Consider the following 20,004-nt stretch of genomic DNA (forward strand, 5'->3'; position numbering starts at 1 on the left):
TTTACGTGTTCGACGTAAACCTCTTCGACGAGCTCCGCATTGGTCTGGCCACCGCTGAAGACATCCGTCGCTGGTCCAAGGGCGAAGTTAAAAAGCCCGAGACCATCAACTACCGAACCCTGAAGCCGGAGAAGGACGGCCTGTTCTGCGAGCGCATCTTCGGGCCGACCCGCGACTGGGAGTGCGCCTGCGGCAAGTACAAGCGCGTGCGTTACAAGGGCATCATCTGCGAGCGGTGCGGCGTCGAGGTCACCAAGTCCAAGGTCCGCCGTGAACGCATGGGTCACATCGAGCTGGCCGCTCCGGTTACCCATATCTGGTACTTCAAGGGTGTGCCGTCCCGCCTGGGCTACCTGCTGGATCTCGCTCCGAAGGATCTGGAGCGCATCATCTACTTCGCGGCCAACATCATCACCTCCGTGGATGAAGAAGCCCGCCACAACGACATGTCCACCCTCGAGGGCGAGATGCTGCTCGAGAAGAAGGATGTGGAGGACGACACCGAGGCGGAAATCGCCGAGCGCGCGTCCAAGCTCGAGGCCGACCTGGCCGAGCTGGAGGAAGCCGGGGCCAAGGCGGACGCCCGTCGCAAGGTCCAGAACGCTGCGGACAAGGAGATGCAACACATCCGCGAGCGCGGTGAGCGCGAGGTCGCCCGCTTGGACGAAATCTGGAACACCTTCGTCAAGCTGGCCCCGAAGCAGATGATCATCGACGAGAACATCTACGAAGAGCTCGTCGACCGCTACGAGGATTACTTCACCGGCGGCATGGGCGCGGAAGCCATCCAGACGCTCATCCGCAACTTCGACCTGGAGGCCGAGGCTGAGGTCCTGCGTGAGACCATCAACAACGGCAAAGGCCAGAAGAAGATGCGCGCCCTGAAGCGCCTGAAGGTCGTCGCCGCGTTCCTGCGTTCCGGCAACGACCCGGCCGGAATGGTCCTGGACGCTATCCCGGTCATCCCGCCGGAGCTGCGCCCGATGGTCCAGCTGGACGGTGGCCGCTTTGCCACCTCCGACCTGAACGACCTGTACCGCCGCGTGATCAACCGCAACAACCGCCTCAAGCGCATGATCGATCTGGGCGCGCCCGAGATCATCGTCAACAACGAGAAGCGCATGCTGCAGGAGTCCGTGGACGCCCTGTTCGACAACGGCCGCCGCGGCCGTCCGGTCACCGGTCCGGGCTCCCGCCCGCTGAAGTCCCTGTCTGACCTGCTCAAGGGCAAGCAGGGCCGCTTCCGCCAGAACCTGCTGGGTAAGCGCGTGGACTACTCCGGCCGTTCGGTTATTATCGTCGGCCCGCAGCTGAAGCTGCACGAGTGCGGTCTGCCGAAGCTGATGGCGCTCGAGCTGTTCAAGCCTTTCGTCATGAAGCGCCTGGTGGAAAACGACTACGCGCAGAACATAAAGTCCGCTAAGCGCATGGTCGAGCGCCAGCGTTCCGAGGTTTGGGACGTGCTGGAGCAGGCCATTTCCGAGCACCCGGTGCTGCTGAACCGCGCTCCGACCCTGCACCGCCTGGGCATCCAGGCCTTCGAGCCGAAGCTGGTTGAGGGCAAGGCCATTCAGCTGCACCCGCTGGCTTGTGAGGCCTTCAACGCCGACTTCGACGGTGACCAGATGGCAGTCCACCTGCCGCTGTCTGCCGAGGCCCAGGCCGAGGCCCGCGTGCTGATGCTGGCTTCCAACAACATTCTGTCCCCGGCCTCCGGTAAGCCGCTGGCTATGCCGCGCCTGGATATGGTCACCGGTCTGTACTACCTGACCATGGACAAGGCCGAGGACGAGATCGGTGGCGAGGGCCGCTTCCACGAGGCGGAGACCGACAAGCCGGCCACCGGCGTCTACTCCTCCTACGCGGAGGCGCTCATGGCGCGCGACCGTGGTGTGGTGGGCCTGCAGGCGCCGATCAAGGTGCGCATCGACCACCTGCGTCCGCCGGAGGACATCGAGGCCGAGCAGTTCCCGGACGGCTGGGAGCGCGGCCAGGCCTGGCTGGCGGAGACCACCATCGGCCGCATCATGTTCAACGAGCTGCTGCCGTGGAACTACCCGTACCTCGAGGGCGTCATGGTCCGTAAGGGTGGGTCCGGCAACAAGGTGCTGCTGGGCGACGTGATCAACGATCTCGCCGTCAAGTACCCGATGATCACCGTGGCTCAGGTCCTAGACAAGATGAAGGACGCCGGCTTCTACTGGGCTACCCGTTCCGGCGTGACTATCACCATGTCCGACGTTCTGGTTCTGCCGAACAAGACCGAGATCCTGGAGTCCTACGAGAAGGAAGCCGAGCGGATCGAGCACAAGTACTGGGAGCAGGGCGCCCTGACCGAGCGCGAGCGCTACGACCGCCTGGTTGAGCTCTGGAAGGACGCCACCGACACCGTGGGTAACTCGGTGGAGAACCTCTACCCGGATGACAACCCGATCCCGATGATCGTTAAGTCCGGTGCGGCCGGTAACATGCGACAGATCTGGACGCTGGCTGGCATGAAGGGCATGGTCGTGAACTCCAAGGGTGACTACATCACCCGTCCGATTAAGACCTCCTTCCGTGAAGGCCTGTCGGTGTTGGAGTACTTCAACAACTCGCACGGTTCCCGTAAGGGACTGGCGGATACCGCACTGCGTACAGCGGACTCGGGCTACCTGACCCGTCGTCTGGTCGACGTGGCCCAGGACGTCATCGTCCGCGAGGAAGACTGCGGCACCCGCCTGGGCGTGCGCGTGCCGATCGGCACCGAGGTCGCCGAGGGCCAGTACGCGGTTCACGAGCTGTGGGAGACCTCCGCTTCCGGCCGCGTGGTGGCTAGCGACGTCAAGGACGCCGACGGCAACGTGCTGGCTGAGGCCGGCTCCGACCTGACCGAGAGCCTGACCAACAAGCTGGTTCAGGCTGGCGTGCAGGAGATCAAGGTCCGCTCCGTGCTGACCTGCCAGACCCCGGCGGGTGTCTGTGCTAAGTGCTACGGCAAGTCCATGGCTTCCGGACACCTGGTCGATATCGGCGAAGCCGTCGGTATCGTGGCCGCCCAGTCGATTGGTGAGCCAGGTACCCAGTTGACCATGCGTACGTTCCACCAGGGCGGTGTCGGCGGCGATATTACCGGCGGTCTGCCGCGTGTGCAGGAGCTCTTCGAGGCCCGTAACCCGAAGAACCGCGCCCCGATCGCCTCCGTGGACGGCACCGTGTCCCTGTCGGACGAGGGCAACTTCTGGACCCTGACCATTACTCCGGACGATGGTTCCGACAACGTGGTCTATGAGAAGCTGTCGAAGCGCCAGGGCCTGGCCCAGGTGCGCCGCCCGATGGAGTCCAACCCGGACGCCATGATCGAGCGTTCTCTGCGCGACGGCGATCACGTCGTCACCGGCGAGCGCCTGATGCGCGGTGCGGCCGACCCGCACGACGTCCTGGAGGTCCTGGGTCGCCGTGGCGTGGAGAAGCACCTCATCGACGAGGTCCAGGCCGTGTACCGGACCCAGGGTGTGGCCATCCACGACAAGCACATCGAGATCATCATCCGCCAGATGCTGCGCCGTGGCACGGTCATCGACGCCGGCTCGACCGAGTTTCTGCCGGGCACCTTGGTGGACCTGTCCGAGGCCAAGCAGATCAACGCCGCGCAGGTGGCCGAGGGCGGCGAGCCCGCACAGCTGCGCAGTGAGATCATGGGTATCACCAAGGCCTCCCTGGCTACCGAGTCCTGGCTGTCCGCCGCCTCTTTCCAGGAGACCACCCGCGTGCTTACCGATGCCGCTATCAACAAGCGCTCCGATAAGCTCATTGGCCTCAAGGAGAACGTGATCATCGGTAAGTTGATCCCGGCCGGTACCGGTATTTCCCGCTACCGCAACATCACTGTGAAGCCGACGGAGGCCGCCCGCAACGCGGCGTACTCCATCCCGACCTACAGCGATACCATCTACAGCGACGACAGCTTCGGTGAGTTCACCGGCGCCTCCGTCCCGCTGGAGGAGGACTTCTTCTAAAGGAAGTACTCCCGCGGTCTAACCGCACACATTCGGTCTGCACAGCGGCCCCGCACCTCCTACACGGGAGGCTGCGGGGCCGCTGTCTATGTTCGCTGTCCTTGCCAAGGCATAATCCCGCCAGGGCCTCTGGCCCACGGCCCGAGGGAGGGGGTTAAAGCCAGCCGTTGTCCTCGGCCGCGGCGACTGCGGCGTGCCGGTTGCCGGTGGCGGTCTTGGTCATGATGGCGGACAGGTGATTGCGCACGGTGCCCTCGCTTAAGTGCAGGGCCGCGGCGATGTCGCGCACGCTGTCGTACTCAGTCGCGGCGTGGCAGACCTCTATCTCGCGCTGGGTGAGCGGGTTGGGCGGGCTAAAGAGGGCTCGCTCGGCCAGTCCCGGATCGATGACGCGGTGGCCGGCGTGGATGCGGCGTACGACGTCGGCGAGGGAATCCGGCGGGGTATCCTTCATGATGAAACCGGAGGCCCCAGCGGCCAGTGCGCGCTGCAGGTAGCCGGTGCGCCCGAAGGTGGTCACGATAAGAACCTGGGTCTTGCCGGCTCCCAGCAGCCCTGCGTCGCGCAGCTCTTTGGTAGCTTGCAGGCCGCTGGTGCCGGGCATCTCAATATCCATGATGAGCACGTCCGGCCGGCACCGGCGTACCTGGGAGAAGATCTGCGCGCCGTCGGCGGCCTCGCCCACGACCTCGAGGTCTCCCTGCAAGCTCAGCAGCGCGGCGAGCGCCCCGCGGACCAGGTTCTGGTCGTCGGCGATGAAAACCTTGATGGGGGCCTTGGCTCCAAAGTCTTTAGTCATGACATATCCACTTCAATCCGGGTCCCTCGGCTTGGTTGGGAGGTGATGCCCAACGTACCGCCGGCGTCTTCGACTCGGGCGCGCAGGCCCGCTAGCCCGTTGCCCGGGGAGATGGTGTGGCCGATGCCTTCGTCGCCGACGACGAGGCGTGTGGGCGTGACCTCGATCCAGGCCTGGCGAGCCCGGGCGTGCCGGAGGATATTGGTCGTGGCCTCTCGTACCGCCCAGGCATACAAGACCTGATGCTTACCGGCGAGCTCTTGGGCGCGGGAGGGCTCCGGGACACGGGCGGCGATGCCCGCGGCGTGTAGCGCGTTTTCGGCATTGGCTAGCTCCACCGCCAGCTGCGGCTGGCGCAGCGCGGTCACGGTGGCGCGCACTTCGTCCAGGGAGGAACGCGTCAGCTCACTGATGGCGCGCAGCTCCTCCTCGGCCTTTTCCGGAGCGAACTGGAGCTGCCGCCGGGCGAGCTCGGACTTGAGATTGATGACGGTCAGGGACTGCCCCAACAGATCGTGGATGTCGCTGGCGATGGCCTCGCGCTCGCGCGCCAGCCGGAGGCGGCTCTCGGCGCTGCGCTCCGCGGCCTTCCTATCCTCGAGGCTCTTGTTGAGCACCATGAACGCCGGGGTGCACACGGCCAGGCCGGCCAAGGCGAAGGCGTTCGGTGGCTGGAAGATGATCAGGAGGATCACCGTGAAACCGGCTCCGCAACCGACCATGGCGTAGCCGGTCATCCCAGGCGTGACGTAGAGAAAGACGGCCGTGAAATAGGGCAGGAAGACCAGCACGTACCAGCCGATCAGCGGCAGGAGTGCTAGCGGACTGATCAGCAGGACGGCGCACCAGGGGAGTACGAAGAGGGGCAGGCGCCGGTGGGGTACTGATGCGTGGTAGCCGGAACCTAGGGCGTAGGCGAGGGCGAAAAACACAAAGCCGGCAGCGACGGTTGTTAGGGCTGTGCCGTTGAATTCTGAGAACAGGATGGGCACGAAGGAAAACAGCAAAAAGACGAGCCAGATGCTGCTCTTGGTGGCGTCGCTGCGGGAAAAATGCATGAGGCGGGTTAGCGTCCCTTCTGGCGGCGGTTGAGCAGTATGAAGGTGATGACGAAGATAGCAGCCCAGGCGGCGATGTTGGCTAGGGCGTTGGGGAGGGCTTCTTCGTGGTAGTAGGGTTCGTCGGAGATTATTTGTACCCCGTCGGTGAGGGGATAGTTGGCTAGGGCGTTGGCGCCGTAGAGGGGCGTGAAGCGCCCGAAGTCGAGCATACCGGCACTCAGCGGCATGAACATGTTGGCGGCGAAGGCGAAGACCACGATGAGCGTGGAGGCGATCGTAATCGCGCTGTCGGAGCGGAAAAGCTCCCCGAAGGCCATGCCGTAGACGCCGAAGGGCAGGGAAACGGCGATGCAGAGAAAGAAGCAGGCGGCCCACGCGCTCGCGGTCATGGTGGCACCGGTCAGGGCACCGGCGATGAAAACCGCCACCACGGGGAGGGTGCAGCGCAGCGCCAAGGACAGCACCTGGGCGGTCAGGTAGTGGCCCGGGGTGGTGGGGGTAAGCGCTAGTTGGCGGCCCCAACCACTGCGACTTTCCACGACCGTGCCTCCGGCCGCCGCGGTCGCGGCGATGACCGCGCCGTAGAGCGCCATGGAGACCATGACGAAGGCTTTCGGGTTGCCGTGCGCAAAGTCCGGCATGGACGAATAGTCTTGCAGCGCGCCGAAGAGCAGGTAGAAGCCGACTGGCATGACGACAGTGAAAAAGACGTTGGTGAAATCCCGGAAGGCGCGCTTGAGGTTTAGCGCCGTCAGGGAGCGGACAGGCGTGGCAGCGGATGCGGTGGTGGTCATTCCTGTAATTCCTTTCTTAGGCCCATCGCGTAGGCCAAGTCGTGACTTCGGAGTTCTTCGCGTGGGTCTCCTCCGGCCGCAGGCCGGCGTGGAGGTCGGCGGTGAAATCGGGGGCGATGTAGCGCAGTACCGCCTCGTCGAGGCTCGGGTAGCTGCCTTGGACTTCCGCCACGGTGCCGTTGGCGGTGACAAGGCCGTCCTGGAGGATGACTACGCGGTCGGCGTAGCGCTGGGCCTCCTCGAGGTAGTGGGTGGCGAAAATGATGGTCTGGCCTTCTCGCGCCTGGTAGCGCAAGGTGTGCCAGAATTCGTGGCGGGTGTAGATGTCCATGCCGGTGGTGGGCTCGTCCAAGATGAGGAGGTCGGGGCGGGGCAGGATTGCCAGCGCGAAACGCACGCGCTGCTGCTCCCCGCCGGAGCACAACCGGACCTTACGGTTTTGGATCTCAGTCAGCCGGGTCTCCTCCATGACTTCGCGCACGACCTCATCCAGCGGCGCGGACCGCGGGTGCAGCCCGGCTATAGCGCGTACGGTTTCCTCGACCGTGATGTCGGGGAGAAGTCCGCCGGACTGCATCACCGCGCCCACGCGCGACGTCTTCGCGGCCCGGGCGGGCGGCCCGCCAAAGAGCTCGATGGTGCCGCTGGTTGGTTCGGTCAGTCCTAGCACCATGTCGAAAAGCGTTGTCTTGCCCGCGCCGTTGGCGCCTACCAAAGCCACAACCTCCCCAGCGGGGATGGTTAGGTCAAGGTCCCGGATGGCGTTGACCCGCTTCTTGCCGCGCCCAAAGGCTTTAGTCAGGTGCTGAATCTCAATAGCTGGGGTGGGGGTGCTGTTCGTTCTCGCGTTCATGCCCCGAGTATCGGGGAGGAGAACAAGGGGTGTGTAGGCCAAAGATCCAGACATAGGCATGACAAATGTCATGGGTCGGGATCTTTACCCCCGCTCAGGCAGGGGATTTTGTCGTGCGAAGGGGCTTGCTATGCTAAACGCCTGTACAACTAAACAAACGCGGGAGCTGTTGGCGGCAACGTCCAGCGGCTGAGATGGCCTTGGGGCCGAACCGTAGAACCTGATCCGGGTAATGCCGGCGCGAGGGAGGAAAAATGCCGAATAGGCTTCATTGGCGTGTTGTAGACATCGTGGTTGCATCCATCTTGGGTGTGGCCTGCGGTCTGATTTTCTTGCTGTGGAACACCGTGGGGTACGCGTGGTTCATGGCCATGGATAGTCTCACACCGGGGCTCGGGGGACTGGCCACCGGTATCTGGCTGTTGGGCGGCGTCATTGGCGGCTTAGTGATACGCAAGCCGGGCGCGGCTATCTTCGTCGAGGTCCTGGCGGCCTCTGTCTCCGCGGCGCTGGGCAGCCAGTGGGGTATTGAGACGCTCTACTCCGGCCTGGCCCAGGGCCTGGGCGTCGAGATCGTCTTGGCGATTTTCGCCTACCGGAACTTCAAGCTGCCGGTGGCGGCGCTGTCCGGCATCGGCGCGGGCATCGGAGCGTTCATCCTGGAGCTGTTCACGTCCGCCAACCTGGCCAAGTCGCTGGAGTTCAACCTCATCTACTTGTCCTGCCTGATGGTCTCCGGCGCCATCCTGGCCGGCGTGCTCGGCTACTACCTGGTCCGCGCCCTAGCGCGCACCGGCGCCCTGGACCGGTTTGCGGTAGGCCGGGAAGCCCGTGCCTAGTCCCGCTGCCAGCCACCCGACGGGACTTCACGCCCGGGACTTCGGCTGGCAGCACGCCGGGCGCAACCGGGCGGCACTCAAAGACATTGAGCTCGACATCGCACCGGGCGAGCGCGTCCTGCTGTGCGGGGACTCCGGCTCCGGCAAGTCGACGCTGCTGGCCGCCTTCGCGGGCGTGCTGGGCGGCGATGACGAGGGCGAGCAGGCCGGCGAGCTGACGCTCTACGACGGGGCCGGCCACCGCGAGGTGCCCGGGCGCACTGTCCCGGTGGGGCTGGTGCTCCAGGACCCGGACGCGCAGGTGATTGCCTCCCGCGTGGGCGACGACGTCGCCTTCGGGTGCGAGAACCTCGGCGTGGAAAGGGAAGAGATCTGGCGCCGGGTGCGCCACGCCTTGGACGTGGTGGGCCTGGACGTCGGCTTAGACCACCCGACGCAGCGCCTGTCCGGAGGGCAGAAGCAGCGCCTGGCGCTGGCCGGAATCATCGCCATGGGCGCGGGGCTCATCCTGCTCGATGAGCCCACGGCCAACCTGGACCCGCAGGGTGCCCGGGACGTTATCGCCGCGGTGCGCGATACCGTCGAGGCCACCGGCGCGACGCTCGTCGTGGTTGAGCACAACTACTCCGGTTGGGAAGATCTGCTGGACCGCGCGATTATGCTCAGCGACGGGCGCGTGAGCGCGGATTCCACCGTCGCGGAAGTGGCCGCCGCCCGGGCGGTGATTGGTCTGCCGCAAGCCCGGCCGGTTGCCGCGCACGCGCCGGCCGCGATGTTCTCGCGTGACCTGGTCACCCGTTTCGGGCCGCCGCGCAGCTACGAGATCCCGGCCGGGGCCTCCACCGTGGTTACCGGGCCGAACGGCTCCGGCAAGACCACCTGGCTGATGACCATGGCCGGCCTGCTCGCCCCGGTCAGTGGTCAGATCGGCATGTCGGAGGAGGTCGCCCGTGGGCTGCCGCCCAGCCCGCGGAAGTGGAAGTCGCGGCAGTTGGCGCACCGCATTGGCTACGTCTTTCAGAACCCGGAGCACCAATTTGTTGCCCGCAGCGTGGCCGAGGAGCTGCGCGTGGGCCCAACGGTGATGGGCGAGGAGGTCCCGACCGCGCGCATCGACGAGCTGGTAGAGCGCCTCCGGCTCGGGCACCTGCTGGAGGCCAACCCGTTCACGCTCTCCGGCGGGGAGAAGCGCCGCCTGTCCGTGGCCACCACCCTGGTGACCGCGCCGGCGGTAGTGCTCCTCGATGAGCCCACCTTCGGCCAGGATCCGTCTACCTTCGCCGAGCTAGTCGTCATGCTGCGCGAGCTCGTCGAGGCCGGCACCACGATCGCCTCCATCACCCACGACGAGATGTTCATCGCGGCGCTGGGTGATGCCCACATCCGCGTCACGGCCCCCGAAGCCGCGTCTAGCGTGCCTGCGAGTCGTGCTCGCGGCCACCGGCGAGGGGAGGGCCGGAATGCCTAATATCCTGGCGACTGTCAACCCGGTGACCCGGCTGGCGCTGATGGTCATTATCACCACGCCGCTGCTGCTGAGCCTGGATTGGGTCAGCGCGACCGTCTCCCTGGGCCTGACGGTACTGCTCGCCCCTCTGTGCGGGGTGCCCTGGCCCCGGCTGGTCCGGCTGGCCTGGCCCCTGCTGATTATCGCCCCGCTGTCGGGCATCTCCATGCTGCTCTACGGCCGGCCGGGCGGGAAGGAGTACTTCTCCATCTGGCTGGCGGTGGTCACGGAGAACTCGGTTGAGCTGGCCATCGCGGTGATGATCCGTGTCCTGGCAGTTGCCCTTCCCGTGGTGGTGCTGGCGCGCGACATCGACCCGACGGAGCTGGGCGACGGCCTGGCCCAGGTGCTGCGGCTGCCCGCGCGCTTTGTCATCGGCGCGGTGGCCGGGGTGCGCATGGCCACGCTTTTTAAGGACGACTGGGCGTCCATGGAACGGGCCCGCCGGGCTAGGGGACTGACCGACCGCGGCCGGATTGCGCACATGACCTCAATGTCCTTCGGCCTGCTGGTCGTGGCCCTGCGGCGCGGCGGTAAGCTCGCCACGGCGATGGAGTCCCGCGGTTTTGGCCGCACCCCGCCGCACGGCAGGAGCCGGACCTGGGCCCGTCAATCCCGCCTGCGCACCCAAGACTGGCTGGTCATGGCCGGTGTTGTAGTACTCGCGGCCGTCCCGGTGGTAGTTTCGGTAATCACGAACTCTTGGCGATTTTTTGGATTGTGATAGCTTCTATGCCCTCTGACCAGCCCGAGCAACCTGCTAGTGGCGTCGCGGACGAGCCCTTCTCGTCCGCGGCGGCGCTAAAACACTTGAGTATCGACCGGCAGCAGGCCTACGTGGTCGCGCGGGTGTTAGAGCTCGCCGCCGAGACCAAGCGGCCGATGAAGCCCGTCACCGTGCTCATCGACGGCCCGTCGGGGGCGGGCAAGACCTGGCTCTCGGCCCGCCTGGCCGAGCGCGACAACTGCCAGGTGGTGCACCTGGACGAGTTCTATCCCGGCTGGCACGGCCTGGACCGCGGCTCGGAGATGGTCTACGAGCACGTCCTGCGCCAGATGAACCCCGGCTACTGGCGTTGGGACTGGGAGGCCAACGCCCCCGGCGAATGGATGAGCCTGGACGCCCGCGACGACCTCATCGTCGAGGGCGTGGGCTCGGTAACTCCGGAGTCGTTGGCCACCGCCCGTCAGCGCGGCAGCGTCGTGGCCGTCTGGGTCACCGGACCGCGGGAAGAGCGCAAGGAGCGCGCGCTGAGTCGCGATCCGTATTACGCCGAGTGGTTCGAGGTCTGGGAGGACCAAGAAAAGGAGCACTTCGCAGAACTCGAGGCCGCCGGAATTGAATTCGACGTCCACTGGGACTGGACGCCGGCGCAGGACTAGCGGAGGCAGAAAGCCAGCCGCGCCAGCTGCCTAACCGCGGTAATAACCCTCGGCGTCGCAGCCGCGGGCGGACTGGACCACCAGCTCGCATCCCCGCGCCCGCGCCGCGGCCTTAAGCTCCGGCAGGTGACTTTCCACCACGGAGCCGGGCCAGGAGGTGGTGCGCAGCTGCAGCCCCATGCCGGAAGAGTGGGCGGTGTCCGCGGCGATATCCAGGCTCTGCCACATCCGGTGAGCTACCGCGGACGTCACCCCGGCCACAGCGGGCAAGTCCCCGGGCAGGCCCTTGACGTCCAGGCCTATCCAGTCCGGCCGCGTGTCCGAATCCGCCAGCAGGCGCCGCAGCCGCGCCGGGCTATAGCCGCTGGTGTGCAGCCCCACCGGGAAACCGGCGGCGTGGGTGCGGCGGATGGCATCGGCCAGCCCGGGCACCGCCAGCGGCTCCCCGCCGGAGACGACTAGGGCATCGATAAGCCCCCTGCGCGCGTCCAACAGGTCGAGCACCTCCTCGAAGCTCTGAACGCCCTCGAAGCCGTGGTAGCCGCCGCGGTCTCCGAGGGGCTGGAGCGCCGGGTTGTGGCAGTAGCGGCAGCGCAGCGGGCAGCCCTGCACGAAGGCCGTGATCGTGAGCTTGCCCGGCCAGTCGCAGGTGGAAAAAGGGATGACCCCCGCGATTGGCAGCGAGGAGCTGGCCGGCCCGGCGGAAGCGCCCGGGGGATTAATGAGCTGGGCCGACATAAGACTCCGCGAAGTACTCGCGCTCGTGGAACTCGCCCTGCTTGCCGGTGTTGAAGCTGGACACGGGGCGGAAATAGCCCATCACGCGGGTCCACATCTCTGTAGCCTCGCCGCACTCCGGGCACTGTGGGTGCTCACCGGAGATATAGCCGTGCGAGGCGCAGATGGAAAACGTCGGCGTGATGGTGATATACGGTAGGCGGAACGTGTTAAGCGCCCGCTTGACCAGCGTGGCGCAGGCGTCGCCGGAGGACATGGCCGAACCCATGTACAGGTGCAGGACGGTGCCGCCGGTGTATTTGGACTGCAGATCCTCCTGGGCGGCCAGGGCGGCGAAGGGATCCGGGGTGTGGGCCACCGGCAGCTGCGAGGAGTTGGTGTAGTAGGGCTGCGCCGCGGTGCCGGCCTGCAGGATGCCCGGGAAGCGCTCCTTGTCCTCGCGGGCAAAGCGGTAGGTGGCGCCCTCGGCCGGGGAGGCCTCCAGGTTGTAGAGGTGCCCGGTGCGCTCCTGGGCCTGGGTCAGCAGGGCGTTGACGTGGTCCAGCAGGCGCGCGACTTGGTCGTGGCCCTGCGGATCGGTGAGATCGTAGGCGTCCTGGGTGAAGTTGCGGATCATCTCGTTGCAGCCGTTGACGCCGATGGTGGAGAAGTGGTTGTCCAGGCTGGGCAGCCAGCGCCGCGTGTACGGGTAGAGGCCGCGATCCAGGTTTTCCTGGACGAAGGCGCGGCGGCGCTCCAGGGTGTCTACGGCCAGGTCGACCAGCTCGTCCACACGGGCCAGCAGCGCCTCCTCGTCGTCGCGGTAGAGGTAGCCCAGCCGCGCGCAGTTGAGTGTAACCACACCGATGGAGCCGGTCAGTTCCGCCGAGCCGAACAGGCCGTTGCCGCGCTTGAGCAGCTCCGTGAGGTCGAGCTGCAGCCGGCAGCACATGGAGCGCACCATGCCGGGATCCAGATCCGAGTTGAGGAAGTTCTGGAAATAGGGCAGCCCGTAGCGCGCGGTCATGGTGAACAGGGCCTGGGCGTTCGGGCTGTCCCAGTCGAAGTCCTTGGTGATGTTGTAGGTCGGGATGGGGAAGGTAAACGGGCGGCCGTCGGCGTCCCCGGCGGACATGACCTCCAGGAAGGCGCGGTTGATAAGGTCCATCTCCGCCTGCAGGTCCCCGTAGCGGAAGTCGACGGGCTCGCCGCCGATAAGAGGGGTGATATCCACCAGGTCGGCCGGGCAGGTCCAGTCGAAGGTGAGGTTGGTAAAGGGCGTCTGCGTGCCCCAGCGCGAGGGCACATTGAGGTTGAAGACGAACTCCTGCAGGGTCTGCTTCACCTGCTCGTAGCTCAAGTTGTCCAGCCGCACGAAGGGGGCCATGTAGGTGTCGAAGCTGGAGAAGGCCTGCGCGCCCGCCCATTCGTTCTGCAGCGTGCCCAGGAAGTTGACGGCCTGGCCGCATGCGGACGACAAGTGCTTGGGAGGGGCGGAGCTGACCGTGGCGGGCACGCCGCCGAAGCCTTCCTCCAGCAGCTGGCGCAGCGACCAGCCGGCGCAGTAGCCGGAGAGCATGTCTAGGTCGTGGATGTGGAGATCGCCGGCCCGGTGCGCTTGCCCGGCGGCGGGGGAGAAGACGTGGTTGAGCCAGTAGTTGGCGGTGACCTTGCCGGAGGTGTTGAGCACCATCCCGCCCAGGGAGTAGTCCTGGTTGGCATTGGCGTGGATGCGCCAGTCGGCGCGCTCGAGGTACTCATCCAGGGTGGACTGCACGTCGATGGTCGTGTGCTGCGCAGGGTGTGCGGGAGGCTGGTAAGCCATGGGTGTCCTTTCGGTTCAGGGAAGTGGTGAAGCCGTCGCGGCAGGGCCGGTGCCGCGAGCCCAGGGGTGGGCGAAGTAAAAAGCGCTTTCGATGGACAACATAGCTGTAATTTCGACGGTGTGAATTAGCCAAAACTCCATATATTCCGGTGCGGTATCTCACGCCCACAACATGTTGTGGTTTGGGGGCAGAGTTCGCTGCGTGAACCGGGGGCCATGTAGTGGCCGTGACGTTCGCCCCAGACCGCCGTTCGACCTACCCCATCGGTGGGGAGGGGAAAGTTCCGTGGACTTTGTCACTAAACTTTCGGGCCGGCCGCGATTTTTCTTTTTGGCGTGTTATCCGGTAAGGTTCCAAAGGTCTCGTCGTATACGTGCGGCGAAGAAGTCTGATCCTTAAACTGGCCGCCGCTGGGGTGAGGTTCTGGACGTGCGGCAGGGCCCCGGAAAAGAGCCCTCATTTTTGCATGTTTAGTCCTCTTATCCGGCGGCCAGCCGTAGAAGTCAACAGAAAGACTGAAAATATGCCAACTATTCAACAGCTGGTCCGCAAGGGCCGCCACAGCAAGCGCGGCGAGGTGTCCACCGCTGCGCTGAAGGGCTCCCCGCAGCGTCGTGGCGTGTGCACCCGCGTGTACACCACCACGCCGAAGAAGCCGAACTCGGCACTGCGCAAGGTCGCCCGTGTTCGTCTGACCTCCGGCATCGAGGTTTCCGCCTACATCCCGGGTGAGGGCCACAACCTGCAGGAGCACTCCATGGTGCTGGTGCGCGGTGGTCGTGTGAAGGACCTTCCGGGTGTCCGTTACAAGATCATCCGTGGCGCGCTGGATACCCAGGGCGTCAAGGACCGTAAGCAAGCTCGTTCCCGTTACGGCGCGAAGAAGGGACAGTAATAAAAATGCGTAAGAATGCTGCTCCGAAGCGTCCGGTTGTAAAGGATCCCGTTTACCAGTCTGAGCAGGTTACTCAGCTGGTCAACAAGGTCCTTAAGGACGGTAAGAAGTCGACCGCAGAGCGTATCGTCTACGGTGCGCTGGAGATGTGCCGCGAGAAGACCGGTACCGAGCCGGTTGACACGCTGGAAAAGGCTCTGGGCAACATCCGCCCGGATCTTGAGGTTCGCTCCCGCCGTGTCGGTGGCGCTACCTACCAGGTGCCGGTGGAGGTCCGCCCGGGCCGCGCCAACACCCTGGCCCTGCGTTGGCTGGTGACGTTTACCCGCCAGCGTCGTGAGAACACCATGATTGAGCGTCTGGCCAATGAGATCCTGGACGCCTCCAATGGTCTGGGTGCTTCCGTGAAGCGTCGCGAAGACACCCACAAGATGGCCGAGGCCAACCGCGCCTTCGCCCACTACCGCTGGTAATTTCCAGCAGACTGCACGCACATGCCCGAGTAACGACAACCTAGTTTTCGCGCCGTCGCACGGCGCCCATAACTTGATAATCGTTGCTCGGGCATTTGTCTCGCAGGCCACTTTGGGTGTCTTAGGCGCCCATGTGCTGCTAAAGCGGCTTATTAGTGGCACAATTGACCGAGAACTATCCGTTTAACGACTATGAGTTGGGGTAAAGACTGTGGCACAAGAAGTGCTTAAGGATCTGAAGAAGGTCCGCAACATCGGCATCATGGCCCACATCGATGCTGGTAAGACCACCACGACCGAACGTATCTTGTTCTACACCGGTATTAACCGCAAGGTAGGCGAGACCCACGATGGTGCCTCCACGACTGACTGGATGGAGCAGGAGAAGGAGCGCGGCATCACCATTACGTCCGCCGCCGTCACCTGTTTCTGGGAAGGCAACCAGATCAACATCATCGACACCCCGGGCCACGTGGACTTCACCGTTGAGGTGGAGCGTTCCCTGCGTGTTCTGGACGGCGCCGTCGCCGTCTTCGACGGTAAGGAAGGTGTCGAGCCGCAGTCCGAGCAGGTGTGGCGTCAGGCCGCTAAGTACGACGTTCCGCGTATCTGCTTCGTCAACAAGATGGACAAGCTGGGCGCTGACTTCTACTTCACCGTGCAGACCATCATCGACCGCCTGGGTGCTAAGCCGTTGGTCATGCAGCTGCCGATCGGTGCTGAGGATGACTTCGACGGCGTCGTCGACCTGCTCGAGATGAAGGCCATCACCTGGCGCGGCAAGGTCGAGACCGGTGCTGAGCCGACCATCGAGGAGATCCCGGACGACCTCAAGGACCGTGCCGTCGAGTACCGCGAGAAGCTCGTCGAGGCGGTCGCTGAGTCCGACGAGGAGCTGATGGAGAAGTACTTCGGTGGCGAGGAACTGACCATTGAGGAGCTCAAGGCCGGCATCCGTAAGCTGACCATCAACTCCGAGGTTTACCCGGTCCTGTGTGGTACCGCTTACCGCAACAAGGGTGTCCAGCCGTTGCTGGACGCCGTCATTGACTACCTGCCGACCCCGATGGACGTCGGCGAGGTGCACGGCCACGCTGTGGGCAACGAGGACGAGGACATGACCCGTAAGCCGTCCAAGGACGAGCCGTTTTCCGGTCTGGCCTTCAAGATTGCCGCTCACCCATTCTTCGGTCAGCTGACCTTCGTGCGCGTCTACTCCGGTCGCGTCGCCCCGGGCGACGAAGTCATCAACTCCACCAAGGGTAAGAAGGAGCGCATCGGCAAGATCTTCCAGATGCACGCCAACAAGGAAAACCCGGTGGATGAGGCCGTGGCCGGCAACATCTACGCCATCATTGGCCTGAAGGACATCACCACCGGTGACACCCTGTGTGCCAAGGATGCCCCGATCATCCTGGAGTCCATGGACTTCCCGGATCCGGTTATCAAGGTCTCCATTGAGCCGAAGACCAAGGCCGACCAGGAAAAGCTGGGTACGGCTATTCAGAAGCTGGCGGACGAGGACCCGACCTTCACCGTCGAACTGGACGAAGAGTCCGGCCAGACCGTCATTGGCGGCATGGGCGAGCTCCACCTGGACGTCCTGGTCGACCGCATGAAGCGCGAGTTCAAGGTCGAGGCCAACATTGGTAACCCGCAGGTCGCTTACCGCGAGACCATTAAGAAGCCGGTGAAGTCCCTGGACTACACCCACAAGAAGCAGACCGGTGGTTCCGGCCAGTTCGCAAAGGTCATCGTCTCCATCGAACCGTACAACCCGGACCCGGAGACCCTGGAAGAGGGCGAGAACCCGCAGTACCTGTTCGTCAACGAGGTCACCGGTGGTCGCGTCCCGAAGGAATACATTCCGTCCGTCGACGCTGGTATCCAGGACGCCATGCAGTACGGCTACCTGGCAGGCTTCCCGCTGGTCAACATCAAGGCCACCCTGGAAGACGGCGCCTACCACGACGTGGACTCCTCGGAGATGGCCTTCAAGCTGGCCGGCTCCCAGGTCCTGAAGGAGGCTGTCGCCAAGGCGAAGCCGACCCTGCTTGAGCCGCTGATGGCCGTTGAGGTCGTCACCCCGGAGGAGTACATGGGCACCGTCAACGGTGACATCAGCTCCCGCCGTGGCCAGGTCTACGCCATGGAAGACCGCGCCGGCGCCAAGGTCGTCAAGGCTAAGGTCCCGCTGTCCGAGATGTTTGGCTACATCGGCGACCTGCGTTCTTCGACCGCCGGCCGTGCGAACTTCACCATGGTCTTCGACTCCTACGCCGAGGTTCCCTCCAGCGTGGCCCAGGAGATCATCGCTGAGCGCACCGGCAACGCCAACTAGGGGTATCCACCCCGGCAACCACTTGGGGTTTTCTAGACCCCAAGAACCTAGGAAGCTTGCGCGTTTGGTATTCTGCGCTAGGGAATGCCAGATCCTTCCTAGGAACTAGGTTGGGTCGGTAGCGGTCGAGCTGAGCTTTGTAACTCCGCAGTGTAAACACCGCGACATTGCAGGCTGAGCCGGCCGTTACCGCTCACCTAGGATCCGCAAAGATTCTTGTCGAGAGATAACGTCCGCACTAACTTCCGCGGACAGACTTCCCGCAAGGGCGGTTTGAAATATCCGTGGCATAAATCTAGGATCGTGTAACTGGCACGTAAAGAAAGCGTCATAAGCACGCGGTTACAACCCACGTGCCTATGGCAACTGTCAACCACGTGGCTGCGAAGGTCGTAGCCACCATATAGTCCAGGAGGACATACAGTGGCAAAGGAGAAGTTCGAGCGTTCGAAGCCGCACGTTAACGTCGGCACCATCGGACACGTCGACCACGGCAAGACCACCACCACCGCAGCGATCACCAAGGTGCTGGCTGACGAGTACCCGGAAGAGAACACCGCTTTCGCTTTCGACATGATCGATAAGGCTCCGGAGGAGAAGGAGCGCGGTATTACCATCAACATCTCCCACGTTGAGTACTCCACCCCGAAGCGCCACTACGCACACGTGGACGCCCCGGGCCACGCCGACTACATCAAGAACATGATTACCGGCGCTGCTCAGATGGACGGTGCCATCCTGGTCGTCGCCGCTACCGACGGCCCGATGCCGCAGACCCGCGAGCACGTTCTGCTGGCTCGCCAGGTTGGCGTTCCGTACATCCTCGTTGCACTGAACAAGTGCGACATGGTCGATGATGAGGAAATCATCGAGCTGGTCGAGATGGAGATCCGCGAGCTGCTGGGCGAGCAGGACTTCGACGAGGAAGCTCCGATCGTTCACATCTCCGCTCTGAAGGCTCTCGAGGGCGACGAGAAGTGGGTTAAGTCTATCGTTGAACTGATGGATGCCTGCGACGAGTCCATCCCGGATCCGGAGCGCGAGACCGACAAGCCGTTCCTGATGCCGATCGAGGACATCTTCACCATTACCGGCCGCGGCACCGTCGTGACCGGCCGTGTTGAGCGTGGCCGTCTCGAGGTCAACGAGGACGTCGAGATCATCGGTATCAAGGACAAGTCCATGTCCACCACCGTCACCGGTATCGAGATGTTCCGCAAGATGATGGACTACACCGAGGCTGGCGACAACTGTGGTCTGCTGCTGCGTGGTACCAAGCGCGAAGAGGTCGAGCGTGGCCAGGTTATCATCAAGCCGGGCGCTTACACCCCGCACACCAAGTTCGAGGGTTCCGTCTACGTCCTGAAGAAGGAAGAGGGCGGCCGCCACACCCCGTTCATGGACAACTACCGTCCGCAGTTCTACTTCCGCACCACCGACGTCACCGGCGTCATCAAGCTGCCGGAAGGCACCGAGATGGTTATGCCGGGCGACAACGTTGAGATGAGCGTTGAGCTGATCCAGCCGGTCGCTATGGACGAGGGCCTGCGCTTCGCTATCCGCGAGGGCTCCCGCACCGTCGGCGCCGGCCGCGTTACCAAGGTCATCGAGTAATCGATACCCCTAACGCGCCGCGCTAAGGCGTAATAGATTGAGCCGCTTCTCCTTTTGGAGAGGCGGCTTTTTCGCGTCTTGGGGCTGGCCGCGTCCCGCGCCGAGGGTGGGCGGGGCAGGCGCATTCGCGCGGTGTAATAGAGTTGGACGGGTGCATGATCCAACCCGAATTGAAAAGACCCTGGGCGCGCTCCAAGAGGCCTGGGAGGGCCGGCCGGAGGATTCCCTGGCCACCATCTTCGCGCAGCTAGCCGAGCGGGGGATTGGCTGGGGCACCAGCGACGAGGACCTAGTTTCTGCGTTGGAGGAGATGTCCCGGTCCCGGCCCGCCCTGCTTCCTACCGAGGGCGGGGTGGCTCAGGGCTGTTGGCTGGTCTCCACGCAGGCGCCCACCGCGCGCGTGATGGTCTACCCGGAGCGTATAGTCGTGCGTTCCTTCCGGGATAATGGCGGGCAGGCGCGCGCCCTGCAGCCGGTGGTTTGGGACTATTCCCGCCTGCGCCCTACCGGGCCGGCGCGTCCGCTGGTGGTGGCAGACGCCGAGGGCATAGAGCACCGCCTGGGCGTGTGCGAGTCCCTCCAGCGGGTGGACGACAAAGAGATTGCCAAGGCGCGGGAACTGCTTTCCTCGGCGACGCGGGAGAAGCCCCTGCGGCGCCGGGACGTAGGGGATGTGGTCTGGGTGATAAAGACCAACCAGGGCGAGACGCTGGTGCTAGGCCACGGCCTGCGGGTCTATTCCGCTGGCCGCCGGGACCTGCAGCAGCGGAGCCTTAGGTGGGAGAAGATAGAGCAATGCCGCCCGGGCGAGCAGATGGTTGTCTGCCTGCCGGGCGGCGAGGTGGCGCGCTTCGGCGCCATCGAGGACGTGCTCGTCGCGGAGTGTTAGGGCCGCCGCCAGCGG

Annotated in this window: 16 protein-coding genes and 1 riboswitch; of the genes, 10 read left to right on the top strand and 6 right to left on the bottom strand. The window is 64.5% G+C overall.

Translation table 11 applies throughout. The features are described from left to right. Window positions 1-5: 5 nt before the first annotated feature. Window positions 6-3,998 (top strand): DNA-directed RNA polymerase subunit beta', encoded by a 3,993-nt coding sequence (locus HMPREF3067_RS02590; RefSeq protein WP_070768173.1) that lies wholly within the window; start codon window positions 6-8, stop codon window positions 3,996-3,998. A gap of 154 nt (window positions 3,999-4,152) precedes the next feature. Here the strand turns inward: HMPREF3067_RS02590 and HMPREF3067_RS02595 are convergent, their stop codons facing one another. The 4 genes from HMPREF3067_RS02595 to HMPREF3067_RS02610 are packed head-to-tail and all read right to left on the bottom strand — an operon-like array spanning window position 4,153 to window position 7,505. Beyond that, window positions 4,153-4,797 (bottom strand): response regulator transcription factor, encoded by a 645-nt coding sequence (locus HMPREF3067_RS02595; RefSeq protein ID WP_070768174.1) that lies wholly within the window; start codon window positions 4,795-4,797, stop codon window positions 4,153-4,155. Continuing rightward, on the bottom strand, window positions 4,794-5,855 hold the full coding sequence (locus tag HMPREF3067_RS02600; protein ID WP_070768175.1) for a sensor histidine kinase: 1,062 nt from the start codon (window positions 5,853-5,855) through the stop codon (window positions 4,794-4,796). The genes HMPREF3067_RS02595 and HMPREF3067_RS02600 overlap by 4 nt, the downstream gene beginning before the upstream one ends. An 8-nt stretch (window positions 5,856-5,863) precedes the next feature. Beyond that, window positions 5,864-6,652 carry an ABC transporter permease gene (locus HMPREF3067_RS02605; RefSeq protein WP_070768176.1) on the bottom strand — a complete coding sequence of 263 codons (789 nt, stop codon included), beginning with the start codon at window positions 6,650-6,652 and terminating at the stop codon, window positions 5,864-5,866. Window positions 6,653-6,668: 16 nt separating this feature from the next. Continuing rightward, window positions 6,669-7,505, bottom strand: coding sequence for an ABC transporter ATP-binding protein (locus HMPREF3067_RS02610; RefSeq protein ID WP_083319098.1), 837 nt, complete (start codon window positions 7,503-7,505; stop codon window positions 6,669-6,671). Between the two features lie 149 nt (window positions 7,506-7,654). Beyond that, window positions 7,655-7,770, top strand: a riboswitch (TPP riboswitch). Between HMPREF3067_RS02610 and HMPREF3067_RS02615 the strand changes: the two genes are divergently transcribed. From HMPREF3067_RS02615 to HMPREF3067_RS02630, 4 genes are all read left to right on the top strand, one after another. Beyond that, window positions 7,760-8,344 carry an ECF transporter S component gene (locus HMPREF3067_RS02615; RefSeq protein WP_070768178.1) on the top strand — a complete coding sequence of 195 codons (585 nt, stop codon included), beginning with the start codon at window positions 7,760-7,762 and terminating at the stop codon, window positions 8,342-8,344. Its footprint overlaps the riboswitch before it by 11 nt. After that, the gene (locus tag HMPREF3067_RS02620; RefSeq protein ID WP_070768179.1) at window positions 8,337-9,812 is read left to right on the top strand and encodes an ABC transporter ATP-binding protein; all 1,476 of its coding nucleotides are present in this window, start codon (window positions 8,337-8,339) and stop codon (window positions 9,810-9,812) included. The genes HMPREF3067_RS02615 and HMPREF3067_RS02620 overlap by 8 nt, the downstream gene beginning before the upstream one ends. Then, complete coding sequence (locus tag HMPREF3067_RS02625) at window positions 9,805-10,575, top strand: energy-coupling factor transporter transmembrane component T family protein (protein WP_070768180.1); 771 nt, start codon at window positions 9,805-9,807, stop codon at window positions 10,573-10,575. Before HMPREF3067_RS02620 ends, HMPREF3067_RS02625 begins: the two co-directional genes overlap by 8 nt. Window positions 10,576-10,583: 8 nt before the next feature. After that, window positions 10,584-11,234: a nucleoside/nucleotide kinase family protein gene (locus HMPREF3067_RS02630; protein ID WP_083319099.1), complete on the top strand. Its 651-nt coding sequence runs from the start codon at window positions 10,584-10,586 to the stop codon at window positions 11,232-11,234. A 30-nt stretch (window positions 11,235-11,264) separates the two neighbouring features. On the opposite strand, the gene HMPREF3067_RS02635 is transcribed toward HMPREF3067_RS02630, so the two are convergent. Both HMPREF3067_RS02635 and HMPREF3067_RS02640 read right to left on the bottom strand, forming a co-directional pair. Further along, a complete protein-coding gene (locus HMPREF3067_RS02635; RefSeq protein ID WP_070768182.1) occupies window positions 11,265-11,972 on the bottom strand; it encodes an anaerobic ribonucleoside-triphosphate reductase activating protein in 708 nt (235 codons plus the stop codon). Then, entirely contained in the window at window positions 11,953-13,776 is a 1,824-nt protein-coding gene (locus tag HMPREF3067_RS02640) for a ribonucleoside triphosphate reductase (RefSeq protein WP_070768183.1), read from the bottom strand. The genes HMPREF3067_RS02635 and HMPREF3067_RS02640 overlap by 20 nt, the downstream gene beginning before the upstream one ends. Window positions 13,777-14,300: 524 nt before the next feature. On the opposite strand from HMPREF3067_RS02640, the gene rpsL reads away from it, so the two are divergent. The 5 genes from rpsL to HMPREF3067_RS02665 all read left to right on the top strand — a co-directional run bounded on the left by rpsL (window position 14,301) and on the right by HMPREF3067_RS02665 (window position 19,989). Then, window positions 14,301-14,672, top strand: a complete 372-nt coding sequence (gene rpsL, locus HMPREF3067_RS02645; protein ID WP_070768184.1) for a 30S ribosomal protein S12 — start codon at window positions 14,301-14,303, stop codon at window positions 14,670-14,672. Between the two features lie 5 nt (window positions 14,673-14,677). Beyond that, entirely contained in the window at window positions 14,678-15,145 is a 468-nt protein-coding gene (gene rpsG, locus HMPREF3067_RS02650; protein ID WP_070768185.1) for a 30S ribosomal protein S7, read from the top strand. A 211-nt stretch (window positions 15,146-15,356) separates the two neighbouring features. Then, window positions 15,357-17,486 carry an elongation factor G gene (gene fusA, locus HMPREF3067_RS02655; RefSeq protein ID WP_070768186.1) on the top strand — a complete coding sequence of 710 codons (2,130 nt, stop codon included), beginning with the start codon at window positions 15,357-15,359 and terminating at the stop codon, window positions 17,484-17,486. Between the two features lie 423 nt (window positions 17,487-17,909). Further along, a complete protein-coding gene (gene tuf / locus HMPREF3067_RS02660) occupies window positions 17,910-19,100 on the top strand; it encodes an elongation factor Tu (protein ID WP_070768187.1) in 1,191 nt (396 codons plus the stop codon). A 151-nt stretch (window positions 19,101-19,251) separates the two neighbouring features. Next, window positions 19,252-19,989, top strand: coding sequence for a hypothetical protein (locus HMPREF3067_RS02665; RefSeq protein WP_070768188.1), 738 nt, complete (start codon window positions 19,252-19,254; stop codon window positions 19,987-19,989). Window positions 19,990-20,004: the final 15 nt, after the last annotated feature.

The sequence above is a fragment of the Corynebacterium sp. HMSC04H06 genome (genome assembly GCF_001815935.1).
Lineage (GTDB): Bacteria > Actinomycetota > Actinomycetes > Mycobacteriales > Mycobacteriaceae > Corynebacterium.

Bases quoted from the DNA above. Each gene is read 5' to 3' on its own strand.
- rpsG (WP_070768185.1), top strand. From the start codon at position 14,678: ATGCGTAAGAATGCTGCTCCGAAGCGTCCGGTTGTAAAGGATCCCGTT.
- HMPREF3067_RS02595 (WP_070768174.1), bottom strand. From the start codon at position 4,797: ATGACTAAAGACTTTGGAGCCAAGGCCCCCATCAAGGTTTTCATCGCC.
- HMPREF3067_RS02640 (WP_070768183.1), bottom strand. From the start codon at position 13,776: ATGGCTTACCAGCCTCCCGCACACCCTGCGCAGCACACGACCATCGAC.
- HMPREF3067_RS02625 (WP_070768180.1), top strand. From the start codon at position 9,805: ATGCCTAATATCCTGGCGACTGTCAACCCGGTGACCCGGCTGGCGCTG.
- HMPREF3067_RS02600 (WP_070768175.1), bottom strand. From the start codon at position 5,855: ATGCATTTTTCCCGCAGCGACGCCACCAAGAGCAGCATCTGGCTCGTC.
- rpsL (WP_070768184.1), top strand. From the start codon at position 14,301: ATGCCAACTATTCAACAGCTGGTCCGCAAGGGCCGCCACAGCAAGCGC.
- HMPREF3067_RS02605 (WP_070768176.1), bottom strand. From the start codon at position 6,652: ATGACCACCACCGCATCCGCTGCCACGCCTGTCCGCTCCCTGACGGCG.
- HMPREF3067_RS02615 (WP_070768178.1), top strand. From the start codon at position 7,760: ATGCCGAATAGGCTTCATTGGCGTGTTGTAGACATCGTGGTTGCATCC.
- HMPREF3067_RS02635 (WP_070768182.1), bottom strand. From the start codon at position 11,972: ATGTCGGCCCAGCTCATTAATCCCCCGGGCGCTTCCGCCGGGCCGGCC.
- HMPREF3067_RS02610 (WP_083319098.1), bottom strand. From the start codon at position 7,505: ATGAACGCGAGAACGAACAGCACCCCCACCCCAGCTATTGAGATTCAG.
- HMPREF3067_RS02630 (WP_083319099.1), top strand. From the start codon at position 10,584: ATGCCCTCTGACCAGCCCGAGCAACCTGCTAGTGGCGTCGCGGACGAG.